This is a genomic window from Bacillus sp. FSL M8-0049 (genome assembly GCF_038593355.1).
In the GTDB taxonomy this organism is placed as follows: domain Bacteria; phylum Bacillota; class Bacilli; order Bacillales; family Bacillaceae; genus Bacillus; species Bacillus safensis.
Map to the genome: position 1 here is coordinate 862463 of NZ_CP151986.1, position 24641 is coordinate 887103.

The window sequence follows — 24641 nt, forward strand, 5'->3', positions numbered from 1 at the left end:
GTGGAGGGGTAGCGAAGTGGCTAAACGCGGCGGACTGTAAATCCGCTCCCTCCGGGTTCGGCGGTTCGAATCCGCCCCCCTCCACCATTTTTTATTTTCATAGGGGCATAGTTTAAAGGTAGAACAGAGGTCTCCAAAACCTCCGGTGTGGGTTCGATTCCTACTGCCCCTGCCAATTTTCTTAATATGATTCATAACATCTATGGCGGTTGTGGCGAAGTGGTTAACGCACCAGATTGTGGCTCTGGCACTCGTGGGTTCGATTCCCATCAATCGCCCCATTTTATTATTGGGCTATAGCCAAGCGGTAAGGCAACGGACTTTGACTCCGTCATGCGTTGGTTCGAATCCAGCTAGCCCAGTTGATGTGCGGAAGTAGTTCAGTGGTAGAACACCACCTTGCCAAGGTGGGGGTCGCGGGTTCGAATCCCGTCTTCCGCTCCAATAATGGCGGCATAGCCAAGTGGTAAGGCAGAGGTCTGCAAAACCTTTATCCCCGGTTCAAATCCGGGTGTCGCCTTTTTTGAAAAGACTGCCGGGGTGGTGGAATTGGCAGACACACAGGACTTAAAATCCTGCGGTAGGTGACTACCGTGCCGGTTCAAGTCCGGCCCTCGGCACCATGTTTTTTAATATAAGATGCGCTCTTTAATGATCATGCCGGTGTGGCGGAATTGGCAGACGCGCACGACTCAAAATCGTGTTCCTCACGGAGTGCCGGTTCGACCCCGGCCACCGGTATCTAGTTTTAGATATTCTTTATTGTCGTCAATTACAGAAAAATTAAGGAATATCAACGTTTAAAACGTCTTTCTACAAATTGTAGGAGGGCGTTTTTTATTTGTTTTTTAGCTGCTTCTTCATACGACAAAATTACTTCAAATCGCGTTCACTGCTGAAAGGGTGAATTAGCTAAGAGGAACATATTAAGGAGATTAACTTTTACTTTATTGATGGTTGTCTTATTATTAAACTAAAGGGGCAGGATAATTGAAGAAGGATTGGATAAATTGTACACAAGAGGTGTTGTAATGATTACGGTTAAAAATGCTGAAAGTTATCTTAAAGATAGCATTAGTGAAGATAACGATGATATAAAAAAGGTTTGGGAAACATTTAAGGCTTTTTCAAAGGAGACAGTTGAGGGCGAAGAAGATAAAGAAATTTTATTTCAGTGTGGTGTCTATGATTTTACAGGAGAGGAACTATTTCATTTTGACTTTGTACGTCAGTTTACAGTTTATGAAGAAGATGATTATTCTCACATGGAACAACTACACTGTGAATTTTTATTTAAACCAACAAGCGAGTTAAAAAAGTTAAAGGTGGTAGAAGAATGGTCAATGGATTATGACGATATCAATCATTTTTTTAATCATATTGAAAGTATTCATGAGTTTAAAATACCTTTGAGTTTAAAGCCGATAAAATCAGAAATATATCAGGAAGAACTTTAATTCTTTTCATTAACAGGGGCTTTACTTTAAGAGGGTATACCTTGCCTTTTTAGAATAATTTATCACGGAGTGCTGGTTCGACCCCGGCCACCGGTATCTTTTAAAATTTTCATGATTGGTTTTTCCATGAACCTAACGTTTCACCCTCGTGGTAAAACGTTTTTTTGTGGTTTAAATGAGTTATTTAGATAAAAAATAGGAACCTATTAGAAAATAATGAGTATGTACTTCTTTTGGCAGAATAATCTTTAGATGATTTGCAACATTTGATAAGATACATTTAACCATGTAAGGAAACAAAATGGAGCAGCACATTCACATAAAACAGTTGTACTACCTTTGAGTAACTAAATGAATATTTGTGGGTACATACACATCTTTAGCTGACATCAACATGGTGACCCAGTTTGAGGGGAGAATTTATGAAAAAACAAAATGATCATGAGGAGTTATTGACAGGTGGCAATGTCTCGAACGTATATCGTTCTGGAGATACGGTTCGTCGAGAAGTAAAGTCAGACAATATCAATATACGAAAGCTGCTAAAGCATTTAGAAAAAAAGAATTTCTCCTATGCTCCAAAGTTTTTAGGGGTTGATGAACAAGGTAGAGAGGTATTGTCCTTTATTGATGGCGTGGCAGGTCATGATCCTTTAAAAGAATACATGTGTACTCACGATGTTTTAAAAGAAATAGCGAGCATGTTAAGGCTTTATCATGATGCTGTTCAGGACTTCTCCATTTCAGATGATTGGGAACGAATGGACAATACGCCTAACAACATAGAGGTTGTTTGCCATAATGATTTTGCGATGTACAACATCATTTTCAAGGATAAAAAACCAGTAGGGATTATTGATTTTGATGTAGCTGCTCCTGGTCCAAGGCTTTGGGATATCGCATATACCCTTTATACATGTGTGCCTCTCAGTAGATTTTTTCGCACTGAAACAGGGGAGGTCGTGAATTATCTTTCATTAGACCATGCAGACCAGATAAAGCATAGAGTCAAACTGTTTTTTGAATCTTATGGCGAGGAAATAGCAGAAGATTATTTGGATATGGTGCTGCTTCGTTTAGAAGGGTTATGTCAGTATATGAAACGACAAGCGTGTGAGGGTGATATCGCTTTTCAAAACATGATTCAAGAAGGACATCTTGAACATTATCAAAAAGACATTCAATTTATTCATGAACATAGAAAAGAATGGATGTAAAGAGGCGGCGTTGTGATCATGCAAACGAAGACGATATTACAGGCTATTATTCAAGACGAGGGAGTAAATGATTATCCTCTTTTTAGACAGTACTGTGTGAGAAAAGAACAGGGCCTGCGTAAAGATGCGCTAAAAGTTCTTCAGGCCTTTATTGAAGAGATGAAAGAGAACGATTTTGAAGAACAGCGTGAATTTGCTGCTTGGCTGTTTGAGTGGATTGAACGGTTTGAGGATGGTCATCATCTGCTTGTGTATCCGCTGGTAAATGGGGTGATCCAGCCTGTTTTTCAAACGTGGGAGAAAGTTGACCCATTGGATGTAAGACTGTATCGCTGGCAAGGTTTGTTTGTACATCAGGGAGAAGGGCTGCCTCATTTATTGAAGGCACTAGAGCTTGGGGGCAGCAAGGAACAGCGTGTGATTGTTCAAATTTGTGAAATCTATTTATCGGCCTTGTGGTATTCGTTTCACCATATACATGAAGATCTTTATTTAAGCACCTATGAGAAGGATCAAGAGAGAATTCAAGGGATTGAAAATGTTATGATGCTGATTCAAAATAAAAGAATTCGTACCAATGTTCAAAAACAAGCCGTCTATTATGGCCAGCTTTTAAAGGACTGGATGGCGTTTCAGCAGACGGAGACAAGAGGCTTTATGACATGGTGTGCGGAGCGTAAGAAACCGTATGAGTGGGTAGAGGCATTTTATTATCAGCAATAGATGAGAAAACGGCAGAGTTCATTCTGCCGTTTTTTTAATGCCATATTCGCTTTGTTTCTATATGATCTGGACTAAAATATTTCAGAATATAGACATCTGGATTGCTTAGTTTCTTCCACTCCTCGAATCCAATCGTTGGATCAGCGTGTTTAAGAAGCAGGCTCATGATATTGCCATGTGTGACGAATAGGGTATGATCTTTTTCTAATTTTATTTGTTCGTGGAGTGCTTCTACAATACGATTCATGGCTTCTTGGCTCGATTCTCCGCCTTCACAGGTCATATGTAAGTCTGTAAAACTGAGCTTTAGCTTCTCAAACCAATCGTCTATTGGTTTGCTGCTTAATACACGTTCAGAGAGGCGCTGATCGATTTTTATCTCGAGCTGTTTTGCATGAGCAAGGGGCTCAGTAGTTTGGATCGCTCGTTTATAAGGACTTGAGATAATTTGATTGAGATGAATGCTGGAAAAAAACTGTGCCAGTTCATGAGATTGAGTGATGCCTTGTGGGGTTAAAGCTGCAGCTTTAGATTGTCCATCTGCTTGGCAGTGTCTGACGATATAATATGTTTTCATTGGATACACCTTTCATTGAGTATAAAAAAATCATCCAGTATTGGATGAGGATTTACGAAGATCTAGGTAAGCTTGTTCGTATCTGTTTCTTTATAGGGATCTATGAGCTTGGAGGTCAGGTCTAGATTGAACAAAAAATCATCGACGGTGTCTGTGCCAAAGGGAAGTGTGGAGAAGTTGACTGGGATGCTGTCTTCTTGCTTTTCTGAAGTGATTTGCTGTGCAGGCTGCTTTTTTCTCCAGTTCTTAAATAAGCGCATGTGAGGCCCCCTTTTCTTTGAAAAAGATGGATTTATACATAATATACGGGGAGAGTTGTCCAGGCGTCAAATGTTTTCTTCAAAAGGAACGATTCAATTGATAAACAAGAGCCACAGGAAAGTGCGGCTCTTGTTGTCAGTTTAGAATGCGCGTTGTAATGCTTGCAGTAATTTACGTTCGCATCTTAAGTTGTATCGCTTCTTATGGAGTTTCTCCGTTTTAAACCTGCCTATGACACGTCGAACATCGGGATCATAAATGATGAGCTCCCTGCAAGTTTGTTCATGTAATAGTGCTTGAAACCAGCTATATTTTTTGAGATGTGCTGCGTTCCTCGAGATCTCCTCTTCATCCACTTGTAGAAAAGGGATATACACAGCAAGTGAAAAGATGTCTAGAATGAATCCCATTTTGCTGCCTCCTTTCATTGTTACTCATTACGTTTAGGAGAAGGCGAGGTTTCATTCAATAAACGTTAAAAACAATCCCAGTGCATAAACCATTCTTTTGATTCTTTGTCATAATAGAAATACATCGTGCCGTTATCACCAATCATGAAACGAGGTTTTTCTTCTGAGGCGATTTGGAGCATGAATTCGCCTTGTTGTTGATGGGGCGGGGATTGAATATACGCCCCATATCCGCCGATTTTTGTGAACGAATAATTTGTGTATTGATTAAAGAAGTGGTTTGTCGCTTCTTCACTTTCGTTTACTTCTGATAAATCGACATATGACCATGCCTCTTCCCAGCAAGGGAAGTCCCTTTGCTCACTTTCGTTCCATTGGATTTGAAAGGGTTTGAGTCCTCTCACTTCTTCAGGAGTCTCAGCTACTTCTAAACCTTCGATTGATGAATATTCAATGAGCTTCCAGCCTTCGCCGTTTTTGGTGAGATCAATCGGAAGTGTATTCTGATTAAGAAAAATTTGAATCAGCTTACATTCATTGAAGCCGTTCATTCCTCCTGGCACTTCTGGTAAATAAATTTGTAAAATCGGAATCATGGCTCCATCTTGATCTATCGGCCAGCCTTGATTAGGATCGATGAAAAAATGACCTGCAAACCAGCTGTGTACAGCTGGATCAGGACGGAAGCCGCCAATTTTGGCGATGGCTGGCGTTTTCCCAAACAGATTTAATTCTTGAAAAGCTTTGATTTCCATGGGTTATTCCTCCAGCCTTTAGCCTGCAATATGTGCATCATGAAATGTGCCATTTATATTTCCTTTGACAATAATGACATGCCCCCAAAATAAATCACCGTCATGATAGTAGACTTCAAACTCTCCCTCAGGGTAAACATGCAGGCTTTCAAGTGAAATGCGGCTTATAAATTGATTCATTGTGAGTTCTTCTTGCTCTTCAGCTGATTCGTCTTGTTCCTGCCAATCCTTTGCTAGATCTATCAGCTGATTCGCGGCAAATGATTTAATAGAAGAATCCCATTTGGCCTGTTCTTGCATGAGGTGGTTTGCTGTTCGAAGAGAGTCATTTATTTTTTCATCTTCTTCGAGGTTAAAGTAGAGAAGGCACTCTTCATTGCTCCATTGGATCGTTTTTTCAAATAAGTCTAGTCCTTTTACTAACTCAAAGGTTCCAAGTATGTCATCATGATAATACACAGGCTTTTGGGCTTCTTCTAAAATTTCTTGAAGCGCTTGATCCTGTGTATCTGTATCAATCAAAGATACAAGCATGAATTCACCTTCGCCTTTTCGGACCTGAAGTGTAACGATTGATTCTTTATGTAATTGTGCCTGTTTTTCCCTTAATCCCTCGTCATCTGTTAACCAGCAAAGTCTTACATTTTCGGTTGTGATACGGCCGTTTTCTTTCCAAGCAATCAGTGGAATAGAAGCGGTCCAAAGAGGTGCCTGTCCTGCTTTTCCTGCCCCTACGCCAGAAGGTCCTGTAACAGCAATGATAGTGACTACATCTTCTGAAAATCTCTTTTCAAAAGTGTTGATTTGTTTGTTCATCTTCATGTGATGTCCTCCAGCCTGATTTTTTTGTCATGAACATATAAGTGTTGTGATCAAGTTCTACCTCTTTATCACACCGCACATCAGTAGGGGAAATCAAGCTTTTTTTGTGTAAAACTGTTTTTTTAGGGAGGTACATGGATTAATGGAGGTTGAGTCACAATAAAAGAAGCATGGATCGAATTTTGTATAAATTTGGGTAAATGAGTCGAAAAGCCTAGGTGATTCTTCCTTTTCTTTATAATTACTTTGACACGAATAGATGAAAAAAGTAAAGTAATACTGAGTGATTTACAAAACCTTCTTCATCCACTAAAACATGAAGTGTGCGTAAATTTAATGTAAATGGATATTTTTCCTTTTATTTACTCGTATTTTTTTTGAAACTTATGATGCTTCTCATTCGTTATATTAAAGGAGCGCATGTATCCGGCGGAGACAGAGCATCGGCATGCTTGGCGAAGAAGATTTACATTTGCAAAATGAATGTAAATTTTTTATGATTTCATTTATATCAGAACGATGATAAGAAAGAAGAGGTTTTATGAAAAAAATATTTGCAAACAAATATAGCTTTTTTGTTTTGGCTGTCCTTTTATTCTGGGCAAAATCGTACACAGCCTACAAAATGGACTTTAATTTAGGAGTAAAAGGTTCTTTTCAAGAGGGGCTTCTATTATTGAATCCATTTAGTTCAGCCATCGTGTTTTTTGGACTTGCTCTCTTTTTGAAGGGGCGTAAATCTGCCATTGTTTTAATTGTTATTGATTTTATTATGACCGCACTTTTATATGCAAATGTAGCGTATTACCGTTTCTTTGATGACTTTTTGACTTTCTCAACAATGAAGCAGGCAGGAAATCTTGGGGGAGGCATGACTGGCGGTGTGTTAGCAAGCATTAAGCCGCATGACCTTTTATACTTCCTTGATATTATCATCTTGATTGCGATTGTCATTTGGAGACCAGAAGTGAAGAAGTTCCAAATGAAAAAGACGTTTGCACTGCTGATTGTAGCTGCAGGTATTGGACTGTTCTTTGTAAACCTTCATTTGGCTGAAAAGGATCGTCCAGAATTATTAACGAGAACCTTTGATCATAAGTATGTTGTCAAATACTTAGGTGTTTATAATTATACGATTTATGACGGGGTACAAGCAGCACAAAACGCAACACAGGTAGCAAATGCAAGCAGTGAAGATTTAACGGATGTTGTGAACTATACGTCTTCTCACTATGCGAAGCCAAATGCAGAGTATTTTGGGAAAGCAAAAGGCAAAAACATTATTAAAATTCATTTAGAAAGCTTTCAGTCTTTCTTAATTGACTACAAATTAAATGGAGAAGAAGTGACTCCATTCTTAAACAAACTGGCTCATGGGAAAGACGACTTTACGTATTTCGATAACTTCTTCCATCAGACTGGTCAAGGGAAGACATCAGATGCTGAGCTGATGATGGATAATAGTATGTTTGGCTTGCCAGAGGGAGCAGCATTTGTGACAAAGGGTGAAAATACCTTCCAATCACTACCTGCCATCCTAGATCAAAAAGCAGGCTATACGAGTGCAGTGCTTCACGGGGACTATAAATCTTTCTGGAACCGTGACACGATTTATAAACATATGGGAATTGATCAATTCTTTGATGCTTCCTATTACAACATGGATGAAGAAAACCTTGTGAATATGGGTCTGAAGGATAAACCGTTCTTCAAAGAATCAATTCCAATGCTAGAATCAATGAAAAAGCCATTTTATGCACATTTAATGACACTGACAAATCACTATCCATTTAATTTAGATGAAAAAGATGCGACAATCGCTAAGGCAACAACTGGCGATAAAACAGTCGATAACTATTTCCAAACAGCAAGATATTTAGATGAGTCATTAGAGCAATTCTTCAAAGACTTGAAAAAATCAGGTATGTATAAAGACTCAGTCATTTTATTATATGGTGACCATAACGGTATTTCTGAGAACCATAACCGTGCAATGAGTGAAATTCAAGGGAAAGAAATCACTCCTTATCAAAATGCACAAAACCAGCGTGTTCCGCTTATGATACGTATTCCCGGTAAGAAGGGCGGCGTGAACCATACGTATGGTGGTGAAGTCGACGTTATGCCAACACTTCTTCACTTACAAGGTATTGATTCAAATGAATTCGTGAATTTTGGAACAGACCTATTCTCTAAAAAGCATGATGAGACTGTTGCCTTCCGTAATGGAAACTATGTGACACCGAAATACACACTTGTCGATAATACCGTTTATGATACGAAAACAGGTAAAGTGGTGAAACAAAATAAAAAGACAGAGGCGATTAAAGCCCGTGTTGATAATCAGTTAAGTCTTTCAGATAAAGTGCTCTATAGGGATCTACTTCGATTCCATAAGTTATCTGATTTCAAACCAGTGAATCCATCGGATTATTTCTATGGTAAAGCAAACAAAGAAAAAGAAGCGGATTCTTCTGCTAACTAACTGAGTTTTGGGCAAGCACAGAAAGGTGCTTGCCTTTTTCTCTCTCTTCGCTTGATTTGTTGGCAAAATATGTTTATATTTAGGGAGAAACAAGCGTGACGCCGGCTGGCAGCTGGTGACACACATTTCGTCCTTGGGGAATTCAGGAGGAGCTTATGACAACAAATACAAAAACACAAAAAAAGAAATCAGAATTATGGGGCTGGATCAAAGCCATCTTAATCGCATTTATTGCTGTTTTTATCATTCGGAACTTTTTATTCGCACCGTATATTGTGAAGGGGACTTCTATGGACCCAACACTGCATAACACAGAGCGGGTGTTTGTGAATAAAACGGTTGATTATTTCGGTGATTATAAACGGGGACAGATCATTGTTCTTGATGGGGAAGACCGCAGCACTCATTATGTCAAACGATTGATTGGTTTACCTGGTGATAAAATTGAAATGAAAAATGATCAGTTATATGTTAATGGAAAAAAAGTGGCGGAGCCTTACTTAGCGTCAAACAAAAAGAAAGCAGCTGCAGATGGCACCTTGCTGACACCTGATTTTGGCCCTTTGACTGTTCCAAAAGGAAAGTACTTTGTCATGGGGGACAACCGCCAAAATTCAATGGACAGCCGCAACGGCTTAGGTCTTTTTACAAAGCGTGATATTCAAGGAACTACCTCATTTGTATTTTATCCTTTCCAAGACATTCGATTACTCAATCATTAATAAACAATAAAAAAGCACACAGCCGTGTGCTTTTTTCTATGTCATTCAGACTGACTTTTTGTCATCGCCTGTTCAAGATCTGCAAGAATATCTTCAATCGCTTCTGTTCCAACAGATAAACGAATGAGCTCTGGTGTGACACCTGTCGCTTTTTGTTCTGCCTCGCTTAATTGCTGATGCGTTGTGCTGGCAGGGTGAATGATGAGGGATTTAGAATCACCCACGTTTGCGAGATGGGAGAAAAGCTGGACAGAATCAATGAGCTTTTTACCTGCTTCGCGTCCACCTTTAATACCGAATGTGAGGATCGCGCCTTGTCCTTTTGGTAAATAGGTTTGAGCAAGCTCATATGATTCGTGACTTTCAAGACCTGGATAGCTTACCCAATCGACAAGAGGGTGATCCTGTAAGAATTGTGCTGTTTTCAATGCATTTTCACTATGCCGCTCAAGACGAAGGTGTAATGTTTCTAAGCCCTGCAGAAGTAAAAATGAGTTGAATGGCGACAGAGCTGCCCCTAAATCACGTAATAGCTGTACTCGTGCTTTTGTGATATAAGCCGCTTCTCCAATTGCTTCTGTATAGGTCAGCCCGTGATAGCTTGGATCTGGTTCAGTCAGCCCTTTAAACTTATCGCTGTCAGCCCAAGGGAATCGGCCGCTATCAACGATGACGCCGCCAATTGATGTACCATGGCCGCCAATAAATTTCGTCGCTGAGTGGACGACAATGTCTGCACCGAATTCAATAGGTCTTAATAAATAAGGGCTGGCGAGTGTATTGTCAACAATAAGCGGGATATGATGCTTGTGTGCAATGGCTGAGATGGCTTCAATATGTAAAATGTCGCCTTTTGGATTCCCAATGCTCTCTGCATAAACTGCCTTTGTTTTGTCAGTGATCGCTGCTTCGAGTTCTTCAAGGTTAGATGAATCGACAAATTTTACAGTAATTCCGAGTTTTTTGAGTGTATGGGCAAATAAATTGTAGGTGCCGCCATAAAGACTGCTTGAGGAAACGATTTCATCTCCGGCTCCTGCGATGTTTAAAATAGAATAAGTCGTCGCTGCTTGTCCAGAAGAAACAGCAAGTGCACCAATTCCACCTTCAAGCTCAGCGATACGCTTTTCAAATACGTCATTTGTAGGGTTCATAATACGTGAATAAATATTTCCCGGTTCCTGAAGACCAAATAAATTCGCTGCATGCTCACTGTCTCTAAAACCAAATGAGCTCGTTTGGTAAATAGGCACGGCTCTTGAATAGGTCGCTGAATCAAGCTCCTGACCTGCGTGAATGGCTTTTGTTTCTAAACGAAATGGACGTTCTTCTGACATGTGTGTATCCTCCTTTTGTTAGATAAAACCAACTGTTTTGATAAGAAATATTTAATAAGACTATAAATCTTGTTCCCTGCTCGGTCAATCATTTTTTAGATAAATCTGAAAAAACAATAAATATAGTTGACAGGTAGGAATAGTGTGTATTAACATGAGCATACTGAAAACACGAACAAGAATGGCTGATCGGTCAACCGAAGGCTCTATCACTCAAATATGAGTGAAGAGCCTTTTTTTATTTGAATGAGAAAGGATGAAGAAGATGGAAAAAAGGAAAAAACGAAAAAAATACAGAAAACATATGGATCTGACACTCGATATCTTGATTGAGCGGAACAAATATGAGATTTACAGTAACAAGGAACGAATAGAAGCGATTTACGATCGGATTGATGAAAAGCATACAAGGACAAAATAACCATTTTATAAATTTGAGTTGATTTATGGGATTAATATGATTTAGGATGGTGCTAACAAATCAATATGATTAGCTGATCGGACAACGCGAAGGCTCTTATCTCTTTTTTGGGATAAGGGCCTTTCTGTGTATTTATCTGATCGTAAGAGGAGTGGAGGTTTCAATGACGATTTCAATTGATATTGTGGATAAATCCTTTTGGAAAGACAAACAGACCATTCGGGTACTTGAAGACTTAAGATTGAGCATTATTCCCGGTGAATTTGTGACAGTGATAGGTCCGAGCGGATGTGGGAAAAGTACATTGCTAAAGATCATAAGCGGCCTCGACACAGCGTATGATGGGCAAATTTTGATAGGAGGCAGACGGATCACAGAACCAGGAATGAAACAGGGCTTTATCTTTCAGGAACACCGCCTGTTTCCATGGCTGACGGTTGAAGAAAACATAGCGGCCAATTTCAATTTAAAACAACAGGATGTACGCCGCAAAGTGGATGAATTGATTGAAATTGTTCGATTAAAAGGATTTGAACATGCTTATCCACATGAGCTTTCAGGAGGAATGTCACAACGGGTTGCCATTGCGAGAGCACTCCTTCGTGATCCGGAGATCTTATTGCTTGATGAACCATTTGGTGCGCTGGATGCATTCACACGAAAGCACTTGCAGGATGTGCTGCTGGACATTTGGCAGGAGAAAAAAACAACGATGATGCTCGTAACTCATGATATTGATGAATCGATTTATTTAGGAAATGAAATTGTGCTAATGCAAGCGAGACCTGGCCGAATCCATAAGATTCTTCCTGTGAACCTGCCTTTTCCGCGTGATAGAACGTCAACCGCTTTTCAAAGCTTAAGACAAAAGGTGCTTTCAGAATTTGAGAAAACAGATGAATTGTTACTAACCGATGGCTTAGGGATTTAGGGAGGGGAAATCGCATGAAAAAGAAACAAATGATCGTTATCTTTTTGAGTCTGCTGCTTGTTTTAGCAGGGTGTGATCAAGCAGCAGACGGCTCGGAAAACAAGGTGAAAGAAATTAGGATTGGGATTCAGCAAAGTTTGAGCCCGCTGCTTTTAGCAAAGAAAAAGGGGTGGTTTGAACAATCATTTGAAAAAGAAGGAGTGAAGGTAAAGTGGGTGGAGTTTCAAAGTGGACCTCCCCAATTTGAAGGACTTGCTGCAAATCAATTAGATTTCACGCAAGTTGGAAACTCACCTGTTATAGCAGGTCAGGCAGCTGGTATTGATTTTAAGGAAATTGGTTTATCTCAGGATGGGCTGAAAGCGAACGGTATTTTAGTGAATAAGAACAGTGAGATTCAAAAAGTAGAAGACTTAAAAGGGAAAAAAATTGCTGTCGCTAAAGGGAGCAGCGGCTTTGACTTTTTATACAAAGTATTAGATCAGGCAGGTTTATCTGCGAAGGATGTTCAGATCATTCAGCTTCAGCCAGATGAAGCGATATCAGCATTTGAAAATGGGTCCGTTGATGCTTGGTCGATCTGGGAGCCGTTCTTATCACTTGAAACGATAAAGAAAGGAGCAAAGCTGCTGGTGAATGGGGAAGCGACCGATTTATATTCTCCAGGTTTCACACTTGTTCGAACTCAGTTTGCTGATCAGCATCCTGAACTAGTGGTGAAATTCTTAAAGGTATATGACCATGCGGTGAAGTGGCAGAAATCACATCCAGAAGAGGCTGTTACTCTATATGCGCGTTTAAAAAATTTAGATAAGAAGGTTGTCACACAAGTATTAAACAATACGGAGCCACTCAATAAGCCCATTTCTAAGAAGATCATCAATGCCCAGCAGCATACCGCTGATTTTCAATACAAAAAAAAGGCGATCCAGCGGAAAATTGATGTTAATCAGGTTGTAGATAATTCGTTTATTGAAAAAATGCTGAAAGAGGAGATGGATGAATGAAAGCTGTATCGAATCCGGCTTTAGCATCTAAAATCGAGCGGGCAAAGAAAAAAAGGAGAAAAGCTTCTTCTTTATATAAGTTAAAGGGACTGGTATTACCTGTTCTACTTATTGCGGTTTGGCAGATCATAGCTGGTTCTCAAATTGTTTCTTCCACTGTACTTCCAGCGCCTGTCTTGATTGCAGAATCTTTTCGAGATTTATTTCGTTCTGGTGAACTGTTTGGCCATCTATACATCAGCATTTATCGAGCGATATGTGGATTTTTACTTGGGGGAGGTTTAGGTCTTTTGCTGGGCGTATGCGTAGGGTTTTCTAAAAAAACAGAGCAGTATGTAGATCCGACCTTGCAAATGCTGAGAACCGTTCCACATTTAGCGGTCACTCCTTTATTCATCCTCTGGTTTGGTTTTGATGAAACAGCGAAAATTTTATTAATTGCACTTGGGGCTTTTTTTCCGATTTATATTAATACGTTTCTAGGTATTCGCAGTGTAGACAATAAGCTGTTTGATGTGGCTCGCGTCTTAGAGTTTAATGTGTATCAAAGCATCACAAAGCTGATTTTACCGGCTGCTCTTCCTCATATTCTTCTGGGCGTGAGGCTGTCATTAGGAATTGCTTGGCTTGGTTTAGTGGTAGCTGAGTTGATGGGTTCAAGCAGCGGGGTCGGCTATATGATTATGGATGCAAGGCAATTCTCTCAAACGGATAAAGTGTTTGTAGGAATTATCATCTTTGCAGTAGTAGGTAAGCTGACAGATTCATTTGTACGTCTGTTAGAAAAGCGTCTGCTCAAGTGGCGCACTAGTTATCAAGGTGAATAATAACAGGGGGCGATGTCATGAATATTTTATGGTTTATTCCAACGCATGGAGACGGCCGTTATTTAGGATCAGCGAAAGGGGCAAGACAGGCAGACTATCCATATTTTAAACAAATTGCTCAAGCAGCTGATCAGCTTGGTTATACAGGGGTCTTGCTGCCTACTGGGAAATCATGTGAAGATCCATGGCTGACGGCAGCTGCTTTAGCTGCGGAAACCACTCATTTAAAGTTTCTCGTGGCTCTTAGACCAGGGCTGATGCAGCCGTCTGTTGCTGCTAGAATGACGTCTACATTAGATCGTCTTTCAGGCGGGAGACTGCTGATTAATGTGGTAGCAGGGGGAAGTAAAGAGGAGCTTGAAGGAGATGGGCTGTTCATTTCTCATGATGAACGCTATGAGGCAACAGAAGAGTTTTTGACGATTTGGAAGCGGTTATTGAAAGGAGAAAATGTACAATTTCATGGCAAACATCTACAAGCAGAAAATGGCCGGCTGTTATTCCCACCAGCTCAAACCCCCCATCCACCAGTCTTTTTTGGCGGATCATCAGCAGCAGGAATTCAAGCAGCCGCCAAGCATACAGATGTTTATTTAACTTGGGGCGAACCGCCTGCACAAGTGAAAGAGAAAATTACACAAGTGAAGAAGCAGGCTGAAAAGGAAGGAAGAACGGTGAAGTTTGGCATTCGTCTTCATGTGATTGTGAGAGATACCGAAGAGGAGGCATGGCAGGCAGCGGAACATCTGATTCGTCATTTAGATCAAAAAACCATTGATGAGGCGCAAAAAGTGTTACAGGGGATGGACTCAGTGGGTCAAAGACGAATGGTGGAATTGCACCAAGGGAGGAAAGACAAACTTGAAATCAGCCCAAATCTTTGGGCAGGCATTGGTTTAGTACGCGGCGGTGCAGGAACAGCACTCGTCGGAGATCCGCAAACAGTAGCAGATCGTATCATAGAATACCAGTCTCTAGGCATTGATACATTTATATTTTCTGGATACCCGCACCTAGAAGAAGCTTATTATTTAGCAGAGCTTGTTTTCCCGCTCCTTCCATTTAAGAGATCTGGGGATACAGGACTCTCTGTGCCAGCCGGTGAAATCATTGGGAACAATCATTTTCCAGATGCAGCCTCTGCTGCTAGTTCCTCATAAATTTGAAAAAGCAAAGCAGTCTGCCATGGCTGCTTTGCTTTTTTTCATAGAATAGGCGAGTCATTTGTTGTGTAGTGCTGAACAAGGTAAGGGCTTTTTTCCCAATCGATTTTCTTGTATATACATATTTTTAGAGTCAAGAGAAGAAGGAAAATGTGCTCACTCTTTTATCGGAATGATCAGTAAATATTTCATAATTGGCATTATTGCGACATATAATCAGGACTTTTATATCTGATATATCGGGGGAATTCTTTCTATCTCACAAAAAGGAAAGAATAAATATGATAGATGATAAATATGGACTATTTGAAAAAAAGAAGAAAAAAGATGGTGAAAATGACATTAAATGGGTCTTGTGGTTCTTATGGGGTGTCAAAATCTAGTAAATAAGAGAGGGTTTAAACAGATGGAAGTGAATAATTGAATAAAAAGTCACATTTTAATCAAATATATGTTCGGTCAAAAATGGGATGTTCTGTAGATGTTTGGCGTGTGACGCCTATGATACGATCATCATAAGCTGGGAGGTGAAAAGTATGACTTATGCAGCGCCGCAAGTTGACTATTCCACTATGGAACCTGCTATTATGGACCAAGCTTGGTTCTTAGTATTTGTTGCTGTCCTTCTTGGATTGGGAGCAACAGTTGTTCTAGGAGCAGCAGTTTGGTGTATCGCAAACGGCAAGGGCAGCTTTACAGGAGCCGTTCAGTGGGAAAGTGGCTTAAAAGTCCAAATTGAATGTAAGTAGCTATACTTAGGATTCATCTTTTTACTTCTTAGATAAGACACCAGGGCTAAACCGTCTGTGGCGGGCGGTTTAGCCTGATCTGTTTTTAAAGAATATGCAGACACTTGGAGGTTATATGTTTACGATCGAGAATTTAACCAAGACGTATAAAAATAACGTGACTGCTGTCAATGATTTTCATTTAAAGATCGACCCTCATCAAATCGTTGCTGTTGCTGGACCGAATGGTTCGGGTAAAACAACGATGATTAACTGTATACTCGGCATTATTAAGCATACAGAAGGAAGGGTTCACTTGCAGGACGTCACAAATGATGAACCATCCTTTAAAAAACAAGTAGCCTATGTTCCAGATGACCTGCTGCTCCCTGAAGCATTGAATGGTGCTGAATATTTAGATTTTGTTTCTTCTATGTATGAATGTAAAACAATTCACAGAAGAAATCAACTAATTGAACTGTTTGATATGGACTCGGCTTTATCAAGACCGATCGAAACCTATTCACATGGGATGAAAAAAAAGACACAGCTGATTGCTGCATTTATGCTTGATAGTCAATTGGTGATCATGGATGAGCCCTTTAGAGGACTTGATATTGAAGCGGTTATAAACACAAAGAAACTGATGAAGCGGTATGCCGAGCACCATGGTGCGATCTTGCTTTCAACGCATGATATGCTTTCAGCGGAAGAGCTGTGCCACAAAATCGCCATTATTTCTAAAGGAAATAAAATGGATGAAGGAACGGTCTCAGCCTTAAAGGAGAAGTATCAATCAAGCACACTGGAACAGGTGTTTCTAAAAGCTTCAATGTTAAGTGATAGGGGTGCACATTTTGATGAAATCATTAATCATTTCTAAAATGATGCTTAAAATGTGGCAGCAGGAGATGCATAAGCTCTTTGATACTCAAACGAAGCGAATCATTGTGGTCTTATTCTTTTTGTTTGCCGTCACAATGGGAGCCATTATCGGATACAGCTTTACAGGTGTCTTTATGAAGGCTTTCTTAAATGGAGATGAACGTTCACTTGGATTACTCGTCGTGTCAATGGCGATCAATGCTTCTATATTTACAAGCTTGTTATTCGTTTTGATCAAGGTCAGAACACCTGAACAAGACCGGTTTTCTATGCAGCTCAGCTGGTTCCCGCTCTCTACCTTTCAGAAAAGTTTTGGATACTTCATTCCGATGGTGACAGTGGTGGCAGGGCTTGTTTTATTTTTTATCGGCATTCTGCTTTTACCTAATTTTATTGCCCAGGGAATTGGTATTTTTTTTATCTTCACTTTCTTTTTGATGGTGCTTTTGCAGTCGCTTTTTGTCTTAATGCTGCTCCAGTTTATTTACAATATCACTTATTTACTCGTTTTGAAATTAAAATTACCGTTGCAAAAATTTGCAGCGATATTTGTTTTATTGGCACTGGTCGTGGCGTATGGATTGACGCATTTTGATATTAGTCAAATTCAGCAATCATATATTCAGTTTGATTATCATTTGATGTATTTGACAGCACCGTTTTTCTTAGCGGCACAAGGAATGCCTCCTGAAGGGGTAAATTATGCCATTTTGATTCTGTTCATCCTCTTATCGGCAGGCGGGGCATTTCTTTCTCTTGCGATGATGCCGATTATGGCAGAGAAAAAAGCGCTAACCTTTTTACACAAGCTGCCGTTCTCTTCTTCAAAGAAGTGGTCGCTTATTGTGAAGGAAATGAAGTCACAGGTGCGAAATGAAGAAAACATTTTAAACTTTCTTATTCTCCTCATTGTGATCTTATTCGTCCGTTATCAGTTTGGATTCCGCTTTGAAGATGAAGCATTTTTTGTTCTATGCGCTCTTGCTGGTTTAACAGCCTTCAATTCGTTTGGCAATGATAAACGAATGCTGGGCATGTATAAAACATTTGGTCTGAGATCTTGGGAAGTGGCTTTATATAAATTTATCGGCCTTCTGCTCGTAGGTGTACTGCAAATTGTTTTATTCATGCTGACAACGCTGACGCTTCCTGATCAGATTTGGCACGCATTGATTGGTGCTGCTGTCTTATGCAATGCCACTGCGCTCTTTTATGTGGTAGGTATCTTACTTCCTCTAGATCGAAACAATCCCTACACAGGCATTTTTTCATTTGGAGCGCTTATTTTACTCATGATTCCGATTGTTTTTATTGGAAACTATGTCATAGGGGCGTCTAGTCAAGCGCTTCAGTGGCTGCTTATGGCTGCATTTGAGGGTCTGCTCATCTTTGCCATATACAAAGGTTTTTCATGGAGGTATTCACATGATTCAACTTCTTAACAATAAGCTAAAGATTGAGCGGGTACCGGCACTAGCGCCGTATGTGACCTTACAAAAGAGGCATCTCACGGATACGCAGTATGGAAGCACACTCCCGATCAATGAAAGTGCCTATCATATGTTAACGAAAGTGGACGGTAAAAGAACTGAAGCGAGTATTACCGCAGAGCTCGCCGATTTGTTTCAGGTCGATGAGTCGGTGATTGCTCGTGACTTTTATCAGCTGATGATGGGATTGAATCAGCATCACTTGCTGTCTATTCATTATCATTCACCATATCGGATTGTGACAGCCTGCTGTCAATTTTTCAAGCAGTATCAAGTCAAAATGAAGGAACGATTTGATTGTACTGGTCACTCGTTCCTTCACATTTTTGGGACGGCTTTGCTCATGGTGACACGTAAAATCATCTTTTTCTGGATGCTTTTCATGGTCATGGCAGGGATCGCTTTTTTATTCATTCCTGATCCGTCGATTGCAGCCATTGCGATTTATTTTACGATTATTTATTTCGGGTTAATTACCGGAACCGCCTTACATGAGGCGGCACATGGCTATGCGCATCGAAAATTTGCAGGGCGGGATGGGCCTCAAGGCTTTTTTGCGAGTGACATGATGTCAGTGAAGTTTGTAAGGCCCGTATTAGATCCATTTCAGAAAAAGCAGGTATGGATTACGCTGCTTGGCCCGCTTGTTCCCGGTGTGATTGGCGCAGCAGGCATCATTGTGACCATTTTATTTCTAAAAGAAAACCCGGTTTCGACAGCTTTTTTCATTTTTTCAATCACATATTTTATTCAATTACTATATCTTCTTCCGTTTATGGGGGATGGTAAGTCTATTATGAAGCAGTTATTGCTTGGGGGAATGGGAGGACAACGATCATGAACGTACAGGCGATGAAACAAGGCGCGATAGTTGGTAGTTTTCTAGGATTCTTAGGCTTTCCGATGCTGACAATCGGTGTACTGTTCTATCATTTATTTCAATCAAAAACGAATGATGCTTTATTATTTAACAGTCTCGCTTTTGAGATGGAAGGCTCTTCCGCATTTACTTTTCAGATCAAGCCAAACTTTTTTATTTATATGATGGTGATTTTTGCTGTGAGTTTTCTCATTGTGGCATTCCTATCAGCCATGAAACAGAAAAAAGCAAAAGGTTAGGAGAATTCTCCTAACCTTTTTTTGTTATAATAGGAAATAAAAAACATCAAAGGGGATCACAATGTTTAAAAAATGGAGCATTCTTATCTTCACTGTTTTTCTATTAGCTGGATGCGGCGAGAAGGCCGAAGTAACCACGACAACCGAGAAGACGGTTTCGACAATAAAAAAAGAGCCTGCCACTAAAAACCAAGTAACCATCGAACAAATGAAACTGACAAAAAAAGAAAAAAACTTACTAGAAGCAGCAACCACTAATGAAAAGGTCGCTCTGACACTGAAAGGATTAACGAAGAAGGAAAAGAGTATTACGTTTATCGGGAGTCATTACAAAAATGGACGATTAGTGAATAAGGAAGCCTCATCTGCTACCTTTACTTTACACCAGGATGGAACCGACCAAACGGTGAATGTACTTCTTCAATTACATCATGAGAAAGATACATATGAATCACAATTTAGTATTTGGTCAAATAAAAAGAATGATGGGATGACGAAAGCGACATCAAGCTTCCCGTTCAAAGTAAGTGACTATGTATTTTCTGCACAATCTGAAACTGTCAAAGTTGCTTCTGGAGGAAAGGCACTGATTGCGTATACAGCGGCGATGGGGAAAGACGGGGGTTCAACAATATTTGAAGAGATTGAGGAGAATCCAAAGCAAGCACTGAAGAATAAGTCACATGCATACTTATTTTATATCCAGCTAGATAAATAACTATCTTAATATATACGGAGAATATGAAGTTTTTTGACGAAAAATTTTCATATTCTCTTGACGAATTGTTAAGAAAGTTGTAACATAATAAAAGTCAACGCGATGACGTTGCTTTTAAAAGATTGATGCGGGTGTAGTTTAGTGGTAAAACCTCAGCCTTCCAAGCTGATGTCGTGAGTTCGATTCTCATCACCCGCTCCAATACATAATTTTGTTTATAACGCAGTATTTCGTTTCTTAGATAAACGAAGTGTTGCGTTTTTTATTATGTCAGTATAATGTGAAAAAGCACTGTCAGGCTACAGTGCTTTTTCAATGAGTTCATATTTGCTTTCTCCGCCATGTATTTGTACAAACATCTTCGTCAAGGATTGAATAAGAGCTTCACTCTTTTCCCGGGAAATAGATGGCGGGAAAAGGATGATTTGAAGAATGTTCTTTGTGTCTTGAGAAATTTGTGCTTTACTTGCTTGAGAAAATAATCCATTCAGTCCTGCGCTGTCCTGCCATTCGATGTGACCAGCCTCATGTTTTGCCAGTGAAAGCGGTCCTTTGATGCGATCGGCATCTAATGTCAGGATAGGTAAGAAATATTTTAGTGAGAAAAATATCGACAAATCCTGTACGGAATTGGTCGAGTCAATAAATTGTTCCTTTTGGATGTTAGAAAGAAGTGGAAGGAAAGGAACGTCTTTTAAAAGATCCGTCCATTCTTTGATGGCTGGTACTTCTTCTAAGACTTTATCTTCGTATTCAAAAAATAAAGATTCTTGAAACAGGCGTAAGCGGCCTTTTAACATTTGAGGTGATGTACCCACTTCAATATGTGAATATTCAATCTGCCCAACATGGATAGACGGGTTTTGAGGTTGAGAAATTTCCATATGTATCTTCACAGTGACTCACTCCAATCGGTCATGATACACTCGTATTATACTGAAAACAACAGAAGAAACAAAGAAAGGAGGTTTGCAAGGTGATTCATGTTGGAGAATTAAAAGAAGAATTGATTCAATATGCGAAAGAAATTGGTGTCGATAAAATTCGATTTGCAAGTGCCGACACATTTGATTCATTAAAGGACCGCCTTATCTTACATGAATCGTTAGGGTATTTGTCAGGTTTTGAAGAGCCTGATATTGAAAAAAGGACAAACCCTTCTTTGCTGCTTCCGAAGGCCAAATCAATTGTTGCGATAGCGCTCGCGTATCCTTCCAAAATGAAAGATGCTCCTCGAAGTACAAAGGATGCGAGACGGGGGATTTTTTGCCGGGCTTCATGGGGAACAGATTATCATGTTGTGCTGAAAAAAAAGCTTGATATGCTCGAAGAATTTCTGCGAAGCAAACATGTCGATATACGGACAAAATCAATGGTGGATACAGGAGAATTATCTGATCGTGCTGTAGCAGAACGTGCTGGCATTGGTTTTAGTGCAAAGAACTGTATGATTATCACGCCAGAGTTTGGATCTTATGTGTATTTGGCTGAAATGATCACAAATGTTCCGTTTGAACCGGATGAGAAAATTGAAGACCAGTGCGGAACTTGTAATAAATGTGTGGATTCGTGTCCAACGGGTGCGCTTGTGAATCCAGGGCAGCTGAATTCTCAGCGGTGCATTTCATTTTTAACGCAGACAAAAGGGTTTTTACCTGACGAATTTCGTTCGAAAATAGGGAATCGATTGTACGGGTGTGATACATGTCAAACTGTCTGCCCGATCAATAAAGGAAAAGACTTTCATCTGCATCCTGAAATGGAGCCAGACCCTGAAATTGCGAAGCCGCTGTTAAAGCCGCTTCTGACGATCAGCAATCGTGAGTTTAAGGAAAAATACGGTCATGTTTCAGGTTCATGGCGGGGGAAAAAGCCCATTCAGCGGAATGCAATTTTGGCACTCGCTCATTTTAAAGATACATCTGCCTTACCAGTGTTAATTGAGTTGATGCACAAGGATCCAAGACCGGTCATTCGGGGAACGGCTGCTTGGGCAATTGGCAAAATTGGCGATGATCAGCAGCTCCCAGAGTTGGAAAAGGCTCTTGAGCGGGAAAGTGATGAAGAAGCGAAAGAGGAGATTGTGAAAGGGATTGAGCTTTTACAGACACCTTTAAATACTAAATAACATCCCTGTGAACATAGAATGAACCAAACAAAGATTTTAAAAAATGTTTGGTGGTGTCTGTGTGAAACAATTATTAGAGAAAACTTTAGAAGACAGGCTGGCGTATTTAATCAATGACCGTGCAATCAAACAGCCGCAGCTTATGTCTGATGTGGAAGCAGTAGAGCGGAAAAAAGAGCTTTTTGCTAGAAGACAGGTTGAGATTGTGAAGGCGAAAGCAAAAACAAAACTTCTCGATTCAGCCATTCAAGATGATGGCGCTCAGCATGTGCAGTACCTTGCTCATCTCACATATGTATGCAAGGATGTAGACGATTCTTTTTATTTAGAGGAACAGGTGGAAAAAAGAGAAGCATTTCTTTATAACAACATGCTTGTCAAAGATCGGATGATGCTAGAAGAGCGGCAAAGCGAAGAGCATATGGATGAGCGCTTTCAGACCGAAGAACAATTCGGCAGAGCCTTTCATTATGACCGGCGGGCAGCCGTGAAGTATGCGGAGACATATTGGAATAAACGGAATCCAGCCTATAAAAACTTTGAAGATAACTGTACAAATTTTATTTCACAATGTTTGAAAGCAGGGAATGCGCCAACGAGAGGGTATCCGAACCGCGGGTCTGGCTGGTGGGTGCGTCCGCATACGTGGAGCTATAGCTGGACGGTGGCTCATTCGATGAAAAATTATTTAGCGAATTCAAAAGCGGGTTTGAGAGCAAAGAAACTCAAAGAAGCCCACGAGCTTCAAATTGGTGATGTCATTTGCTACGATTTTGAAGGTGATGGAAGGTATAATCATACAACCATTGTCGTTGATCATGACAAAGGCGGAATGCCTCTTGTGAATGCACAGACGTATGACTCCCGCATGCGTTATTGGTCATACGAGGATTCGACTGCCTATACACCTGCTATTCGATATATGTTTTTTCACATTTTGGACGATGCCGCGAAGGATAGTTAGTGGTATAATGTTGAGCGGAAATGAAAATTAGAGGTGAACTTTTTTGGGACTTCATGTCGTTTTATATCAACCAGAGATTCCAGCTAATACTGGAAATATTGCGCGTACATGTGCAGCAACAAATACAACCCTTCATCTGATTCGTCCGCTTGGTTTTTCGACAGATGACAAAATGCTGAAGCGTGCAGGACTCGATTATTGGAAATATGCCAATGTGGTCTATCATGATTCACTTGATGAATTATTTGAGGCACATCCGAAGGGGCAATTTTTCTATATCACAAAATTTGGCCAAAAGCCGCATACAACATTTGATTACTCTCAGCTGGATGAAGACTATTTCTTTGTGTTTGGAAGAGAGACAAGTGGATTGCCAAAAGATTTGATTGAACAAAATATGGACCGTTGTCTTCGTTTACCGATGACAGAGCATGTTCGTTCTTTGAATCTGTCGAATACGGCAGCCATTCTTGTATATGAGGCACTTCGCCAGCAGCAATATCGCGATCTCATATAAGATCATGATTAAAAGCCGAGATACTGATCTCGGCTTTTTTATGTGAGTTAAGAAACAGAAAGATGAAAAATATGACTTAATTATACTTTTTTTGACATGTTAAAAAATAGGTAGTATGATAGATTGTGATCACGTTTTCAAAAAATGATGAATCCATTAGGAGGAATAATGAGATGAAAAAGCTACTGATCACTAGTGCCATTAGCTCAGCAATTTTAATGGGGACGCTTCCAGTCAGTATTCCAGGACTCTCTCAGACGCAGGAGATAGAAGCAGCGCAGTTATCAAAAGGGATTGGCGGGCGTACTTATATCAATAGTAACGGATCCATATTGGTCACAAAAATTCAACTCCCTTCCACAATGAGTGTGTCAAATGGTACAGCTTATATTTATTCTGGATTCACAGGTTCAAAGGAAGCGGATATTGGTCTTCAATACAGTTCAACCTATAATGTGTGGAAACCTACGATGAAAGTAGGAGCAAATAATCAAGAGACATATATCGAAGGAAAAGATGACTTCACGTATACAAAGGGATTTAAACCTGGAAGTACTGTTCAAATGACGATTTATAAAAATTTGAATGGGCATACAAGAGCGACGTTCTGGGGCACAAATAATGTTGGTTATACCGGCCGCATTATTACAGAAATTCAAAACTCAAACATTGGCTCTGTGACCAAGTGGAAACTACTGTCGACGGTAGCAGTAACTGACGATATTTATCGAAAAGACATTCGGGCGAATTTCTCTACTCGTTTTACTGACATCACATTGGATAATCGTGCCGTTACACCTGTGGTCGATACGCAAGACTTTACGAAGGTTCAGGTGTCAGGGAATACAGTGAATATGCAAGTGCTGAAAACAACGAACTAAATGAAAAAGGATGTTCCGCAAATGGAACATCCTTTTTTTCATTTACCAGGCTTGCCTTCGTAGCCAGCAGTGAAAATGGATACTAAAAACGTAATG

Annotated in this window: 27 protein-coding genes and 9 tRNA genes; 29 read left to right on the forward strand and 7 right to left on the reverse strand. The window is 40.1% G+C overall.

Annotated features, from left to right (window positions below; genetic code table 11):
• The first annotated feature begins 2 nt into the window (after positions 1–2).
• The 11 genes from NSU13_RS04325 to NSU13_RS04375 all read left to right on the forward strand — a co-directional run bounded on the left by NSU13_RS04325 (position 3) and on the right by NSU13_RS04375 (position 3397).
• Positions 3–87 (forward strand) — tRNA-Tyr (locus NSU13_RS04325).
• A 14-nt stretch (positions 88–101) separates the two neighbouring features.
• Positions 102–175 (forward strand) — tRNA-Trp (locus tag NSU13_RS04330).
• Positions 176–205: 30 nt separating this feature from the next.
• A tRNA-His gene (locus NSU13_RS04335) sits at positions 206–281 on the forward strand.
• A 9-nt stretch (positions 282–290) separates the two neighbouring features.
• Positions 291–362: transfer RNA gene (locus NSU13_RS04340), tRNA-Gln, on the forward strand.
• A 7-nt stretch (positions 363–369) separates the two neighbouring features.
• Positions 370–444 (forward strand) — tRNA-Gly (locus NSU13_RS04345).
• 5 nt (positions 445–449) lie between these two features.
• Positions 450–520, forward strand: a tRNA-Cys gene (locus NSU13_RS04350).
• 14 nt (positions 521–534) lie between these two features.
• A tRNA-Leu gene (locus tag NSU13_RS04355) sits at positions 535–623 on the forward strand.
• A 36-nt stretch (positions 624–659) separates the two neighbouring features.
• Positions 660–741: transfer RNA gene (locus NSU13_RS04360), tRNA-Leu, on the forward strand.
• Between the two features lie 290 nt (positions 742–1031).
• Entirely contained in the window at positions 1032–1457 is a 426-nt protein-coding gene (locus NSU13_RS04365; protein ID WP_061109577.1) for a hypothetical protein, read from the forward strand.
• A 422-nt stretch (positions 1458–1879) separates the two neighbouring features.
• Positions 1880–2674 (forward strand): phosphotransferase, encoded by a 795-nt coding sequence (locus tag NSU13_RS04370; protein WP_034282318.1) that lies wholly within the window; start codon positions 1880–1882, stop codon positions 2672–2674.
• Between the two features lie 18 nt (positions 2675–2692).
• Complete coding sequence (locus NSU13_RS04375; protein ID WP_061109962.1) at positions 2693–3397, forward strand: hypothetical protein; 705 nt, start codon at positions 2693–2695, stop codon at positions 3395–3397.
• A 34-nt stretch (positions 3398–3431) separates the two neighbouring features.
• Here the strand turns inward: NSU13_RS04375 and NSU13_RS04380 are convergent, their stop codons facing one another.
• The 5 genes from NSU13_RS04380 to NSU13_RS04400 form a co-directional block, all read right to left on the reverse strand.
• Positions 3432–3974 (reverse strand): histidine phosphatase family protein, encoded by a 543-nt coding sequence (locus tag NSU13_RS04380; protein WP_034282317.1) that lies wholly within the window; start codon positions 3972–3974, stop codon positions 3432–3434.
• A 62-nt stretch (positions 3975–4036) separates the two neighbouring features.
• Positions 4037–4234, reverse strand: a complete 198-nt coding sequence (locus NSU13_RS04385) for a hypothetical protein (protein ID WP_065214154.1) — start codon at positions 4232–4234, stop codon at positions 4037–4039.
• Positions 4235–4375: 141 nt separating this feature from the next.
• A complete protein-coding gene (locus NSU13_RS04390) occupies positions 4376–4645 on the reverse strand; it encodes a hypothetical protein (RefSeq protein WP_061109579.1) in 270 nt (89 codons plus the stop codon).
• Between the two features lie 65 nt (positions 4646–4710).
• Positions 4711–5400, reverse strand: coding sequence for a DUF1963 domain-containing protein (locus NSU13_RS04395; RefSeq protein ID WP_217008499.1), 690 nt, complete (start codon positions 5398–5400; stop codon positions 4711–4713).
• Positions 5401–5418: 18 nt separating this feature from the next.
• On the reverse strand, positions 5419–6222 hold the full coding sequence (locus NSU13_RS04400) for a DUF2262 domain-containing protein (protein ID WP_065214157.1): 804 nt from the start codon (positions 6220–6222) through the stop codon (positions 5419–5421).
• A gap of 541 nt (positions 6223–6763) precedes the next feature.
• On the opposite strand from NSU13_RS04400, the gene NSU13_RS04405 reads away from it, so the two are divergent.
• Together NSU13_RS04405 and lepB are read left to right on the forward strand one after the other, a co-directional pair.
• The gene (locus tag NSU13_RS04405; RefSeq protein ID WP_024427404.1) at positions 6764–8707 is read left to right on the forward strand and encodes an LTA synthase family protein; all 1944 of its coding nucleotides are present in this window, start codon (positions 6764–6766) and stop codon (positions 8705–8707) included.
• Positions 8708–8862: 155 nt separating this feature from the next.
• Positions 8863–9429, forward strand: coding sequence for a signal peptidase I (gene lepB, locus NSU13_RS04410; protein WP_041116900.1), 567 nt, complete (start codon positions 8863–8865; stop codon positions 9427–9429).
• 41 nt (positions 9430–9470) lie between these two features.
• Here the strand turns inward: lepB and NSU13_RS04415 are convergent, their stop codons facing one another.
• The gene (locus NSU13_RS04415) at positions 9471–10766 is read right to left on the reverse strand and encodes a homocysteine synthase (protein ID WP_041116902.1); all 1296 of its coding nucleotides are present in this window, start codon (positions 10764–10766) and stop codon (positions 9471–9473) included.
• Between the two features lie 265 nt (positions 10767–11031).
• Between NSU13_RS04415 and NSU13_RS04420 the strand changes: the two genes are divergently transcribed.
• The 12 genes from NSU13_RS04420 to NSU13_RS04475 all read left to right on the forward strand — a co-directional run bounded on the left by NSU13_RS04420 (position 11032) and on the right by NSU13_RS04475 (position 20256).
• Entirely contained in the window at positions 11032–11187 is a 156-nt protein-coding gene (locus NSU13_RS04420) for an FbpB family small basic protein (protein ID WP_070325637.1), read from the forward strand.
• Between the two features lie 163 nt (positions 11188–11350).
• Positions 11351–12118 carry an ABC transporter ATP-binding protein gene (locus NSU13_RS04425; protein ID WP_024427408.1) on the forward strand — a complete coding sequence of 256 codons (768 nt, stop codon included), beginning with the start codon at positions 11351–11353 and terminating at the stop codon, positions 12116–12118.
• A gap of 14 nt (positions 12119–12132) precedes the next feature.
• A complete protein-coding gene (locus NSU13_RS04430; RefSeq protein ID WP_081124140.1) occupies positions 12133–13125 on the forward strand; it encodes an aliphatic sulfonate ABC transporter substrate-binding protein in 993 nt (330 codons plus the stop codon).
• A complete protein-coding gene (locus tag NSU13_RS04435; RefSeq protein ID WP_342489886.1) occupies positions 13122–13952 on the forward strand; it encodes an ABC transporter permease in 831 nt (276 codons plus the stop codon). The genes NSU13_RS04430 and NSU13_RS04435 overlap by 4 nt, the downstream gene beginning before the upstream one ends.
• A gap of 17 nt (positions 13953–13969) precedes the next feature.
• The gene (gene ssuD / locus NSU13_RS04440; RefSeq protein ID WP_342489887.1) at positions 13970–15112 is read left to right on the forward strand and encodes an FMNH2-dependent alkanesulfonate monooxygenase; all 1143 of its coding nucleotides are present in this window, start codon (positions 13970–13972) and stop codon (positions 15110–15112) included.
• A gap of 539 nt (positions 15113–15651) precedes the next feature.
• Positions 15652–15864, forward strand: coding sequence for a hypothetical protein (locus NSU13_RS04445; RefSeq protein ID WP_012009371.1), 213 nt, complete (start codon positions 15652–15654; stop codon positions 15862–15864).
• A 115-nt stretch (positions 15865–15979) separates the two neighbouring features.
• Positions 15980–16726 carry an ABC transporter ATP-binding protein gene (locus NSU13_RS04450; protein WP_342489888.1) on the forward strand — a complete coding sequence of 249 codons (747 nt, stop codon included), beginning with the start codon at positions 15980–15982 and terminating at the stop codon, positions 16724–16726.
• Complete coding sequence (locus tag NSU13_RS04455) at positions 16704–18170, forward strand: hypothetical protein (protein WP_340907471.1); 1467 nt, start codon at positions 16704–16706, stop codon at positions 18168–18170. Before NSU13_RS04450 ends, NSU13_RS04455 begins: the two co-directional genes overlap by 23 nt.
• Complete coding sequence (locus NSU13_RS04460; RefSeq protein WP_025093297.1) at positions 18154–19059, forward strand: PqqD family protein; 906 nt, start codon at positions 18154–18156, stop codon at positions 19057–19059. The genes NSU13_RS04455 and NSU13_RS04460 overlap by 17 nt, the downstream gene beginning before the upstream one ends.
• A complete protein-coding gene (locus tag NSU13_RS04465) occupies positions 19056–19337 on the forward strand; it encodes a hypothetical protein (RefSeq protein WP_024425332.1) in 282 nt (93 codons plus the stop codon). Before NSU13_RS04460 ends, NSU13_RS04465 begins: the two co-directional genes overlap by 4 nt.
• A 61-nt stretch (positions 19338–19398) precedes the next feature.
• Complete coding sequence (locus tag NSU13_RS04470) at positions 19399–20055, forward strand: hypothetical protein (protein WP_342489889.1); 657 nt, start codon at positions 19399–19401, stop codon at positions 20053–20055.
• A 127-nt stretch (positions 20056–20182) separates the two neighbouring features.
• Positions 20183–20256, forward strand: a tRNA-Gly gene (locus NSU13_RS04475).
• A gap of 98 nt (positions 20257–20354) precedes the next feature.
• Here the strand turns inward: NSU13_RS04475 and NSU13_RS04480 are convergent.
• Positions 20355–20951 (reverse strand): hypothetical protein, encoded by a 597-nt coding sequence (locus tag NSU13_RS04480; protein WP_254001624.1) that lies wholly within the window; start codon positions 20949–20951, stop codon positions 20355–20357.
• A gap of 83 nt (positions 20952–21034) precedes the next feature.
• Between NSU13_RS04480 and queG the strand changes: the two genes are divergently transcribed.
• The 4 genes from queG (at position 21035) to NSU13_RS04500 (ending at position 24545) form a co-directional block, all read left to right on the forward strand.
• Positions 21035–22183 carry a tRNA epoxyqueuosine(34) reductase QueG gene (gene queG, locus NSU13_RS04485; protein WP_024427417.1) on the forward strand — a complete coding sequence of 383 codons (1149 nt, stop codon included), beginning with the start codon at positions 21035–21037 and terminating at the stop codon, positions 22181–22183.
• 61 nt (positions 22184–22244) lie between these two features.
• The gene (locus NSU13_RS04490; RefSeq protein ID WP_046310336.1) at positions 22245–23147 is read left to right on the forward strand and encodes an amidase domain-containing protein; all 903 of its coding nucleotides are present in this window, start codon (positions 22245–22247) and stop codon (positions 23145–23147) included.
• Positions 23148–23190: 43 nt separating this feature from the next.
• On the forward strand, positions 23191–23664 hold the full coding sequence (gene trmL, locus NSU13_RS04495) for a tRNA (uridine(34)/cytosine(34)/5-carboxymethylaminomethyluridine(34)-2'-O)-methyltransferase TrmL (protein ID WP_034282301.1): 474 nt from the start codon (positions 23191–23193) through the stop codon (positions 23662–23664).
• Between the two features lie 173 nt (positions 23665–23837).
• Complete coding sequence (locus NSU13_RS04500; protein ID WP_034282300.1) at positions 23838–24545, forward strand: YrpD family protein; 708 nt, start codon at positions 23838–23840, stop codon at positions 24543–24545.
• The last annotated feature ends 96 nt before the right edge of the window (positions 24546–24641 follow it).

Excerpts from the sequence above, each read along its gene's own strand:
- NSU13_RS04365 (WP_061109577.1), top strand. The coding sequence starts at position 1,032 with ATGATTACGGTTAAAAATGCTGAAAGTTATCTTAAAGATAGCATTAGT.
- NSU13_RS04370 (WP_034282318.1), top strand. The coding sequence starts at position 1,880 with ATGAAAAAACAAAATGATCATGAGGAGTTATTGACAGGTGGCAATGTC.
- NSU13_RS04375 (WP_061109962.1), top strand. The coding sequence starts at position 2,693 with ATGCAAACGAAGACGATATTACAGGCTATTATTCAAGACGAGGGAGTA.
- NSU13_RS04380 (WP_034282317.1), bottom strand. The coding sequence starts at position 3,974 with ATGAAAACATATTATATCGTCAGACACTGCCAAGCAGATGGACAATCT.
- NSU13_RS04385 (WP_065214154.1), bottom strand. The coding sequence starts at position 4,234 with ATGCGCTTATTTAAGAACTGGAGAAAAAAGCAGCCTGCACAGCAAATC.
- NSU13_RS04390 (WP_061109579.1), bottom strand. The coding sequence starts at position 4,645 with ATGGGATTCATTCTAGACATCTTTTCACTTGCTGTGTATATCCCTTTT.
- NSU13_RS04395 (WP_217008499.1), bottom strand. The coding sequence starts at position 5,400 with ATGGAAATCAAAGCTTTTCAAGAATTAAATCTGTTTGGGAAAACGCCA.
- NSU13_RS04400 (WP_065214157.1), bottom strand. The coding sequence starts at position 6,222 with ATGAAGATGAACAAACAAATCAACACTTTTGAAAAGAGATTTTCAGAA.
- NSU13_RS04405 (WP_024427404.1), top strand. The coding sequence starts at position 6,764 with ATGAAAAAAATATTTGCAAACAAATATAGCTTTTTTGTTTTGGCTGTC.
- lepB (WP_041116900.1), top strand. The coding sequence starts at position 8,863 with ATGACAACAAATACAAAAACACAAAAAAAGAAATCAGAATTATGGGGC.
- NSU13_RS04415 (WP_041116902.1), bottom strand. The coding sequence starts at position 10,766 with ATGTCAGAAGAACGTCCATTTCGTTTAGAAACAAAAGCCATTCACGCA.
- NSU13_RS04420 (WP_070325637.1), top strand. The coding sequence starts at position 11,032 with ATGGAAAAAAGGAAAAAACGAAAAAAATACAGAAAACATATGGATCTG.
- NSU13_RS04425 (WP_024427408.1), top strand. The coding sequence starts at position 11,351 with ATGACGATTTCAATTGATATTGTGGATAAATCCTTTTGGAAAGACAAA.
- NSU13_RS04430 (WP_081124140.1), top strand. The coding sequence starts at position 12,133 with ATGAAAAAGAAACAAATGATCGTTATCTTTTTGAGTCTGCTGCTTGTT.
- NSU13_RS04435 (WP_342489886.1), top strand. The coding sequence starts at position 13,122 with ATGAAAGCTGTATCGAATCCGGCTTTAGCATCTAAAATCGAGCGGGCA.
- ssuD (WP_342489887.1), top strand. The coding sequence starts at position 13,970 with ATGAATATTTTATGGTTTATTCCAACGCATGGAGACGGCCGTTATTTA.
- NSU13_RS04445 (WP_012009371.1), top strand. The coding sequence starts at position 15,652 with ATGACTTATGCAGCGCCGCAAGTTGACTATTCCACTATGGAACCTGCT.
- NSU13_RS04450 (WP_342489888.1), top strand. The coding sequence starts at position 15,980 with ATGTTTACGATCGAGAATTTAACCAAGACGTATAAAAATAACGTGACT.
- NSU13_RS04455 (WP_340907471.1), top strand. The coding sequence starts at position 16,704 with ATGAAATCATTAATCATTTCTAAAATGATGCTTAAAATGTGGCAGCAG.
- NSU13_RS04460 (WP_025093297.1), top strand. The coding sequence starts at position 18,154 with ATGATTCAACTTCTTAACAATAAGCTAAAGATTGAGCGGGTACCGGCA.
- NSU13_RS04465 (WP_024425332.1), top strand. The coding sequence starts at position 19,056 with ATGAACGTACAGGCGATGAAACAAGGCGCGATAGTTGGTAGTTTTCTA.
- NSU13_RS04470 (WP_342489889.1), top strand. The coding sequence starts at position 19,399 with ATGTTTAAAAAATGGAGCATTCTTATCTTCACTGTTTTTCTATTAGCT.
- NSU13_RS04500 (WP_034282300.1), top strand. The coding sequence starts at position 23,838 with ATGAAAAAGCTACTGATCACTAGTGCCATTAGCTCAGCAATTTTAATG.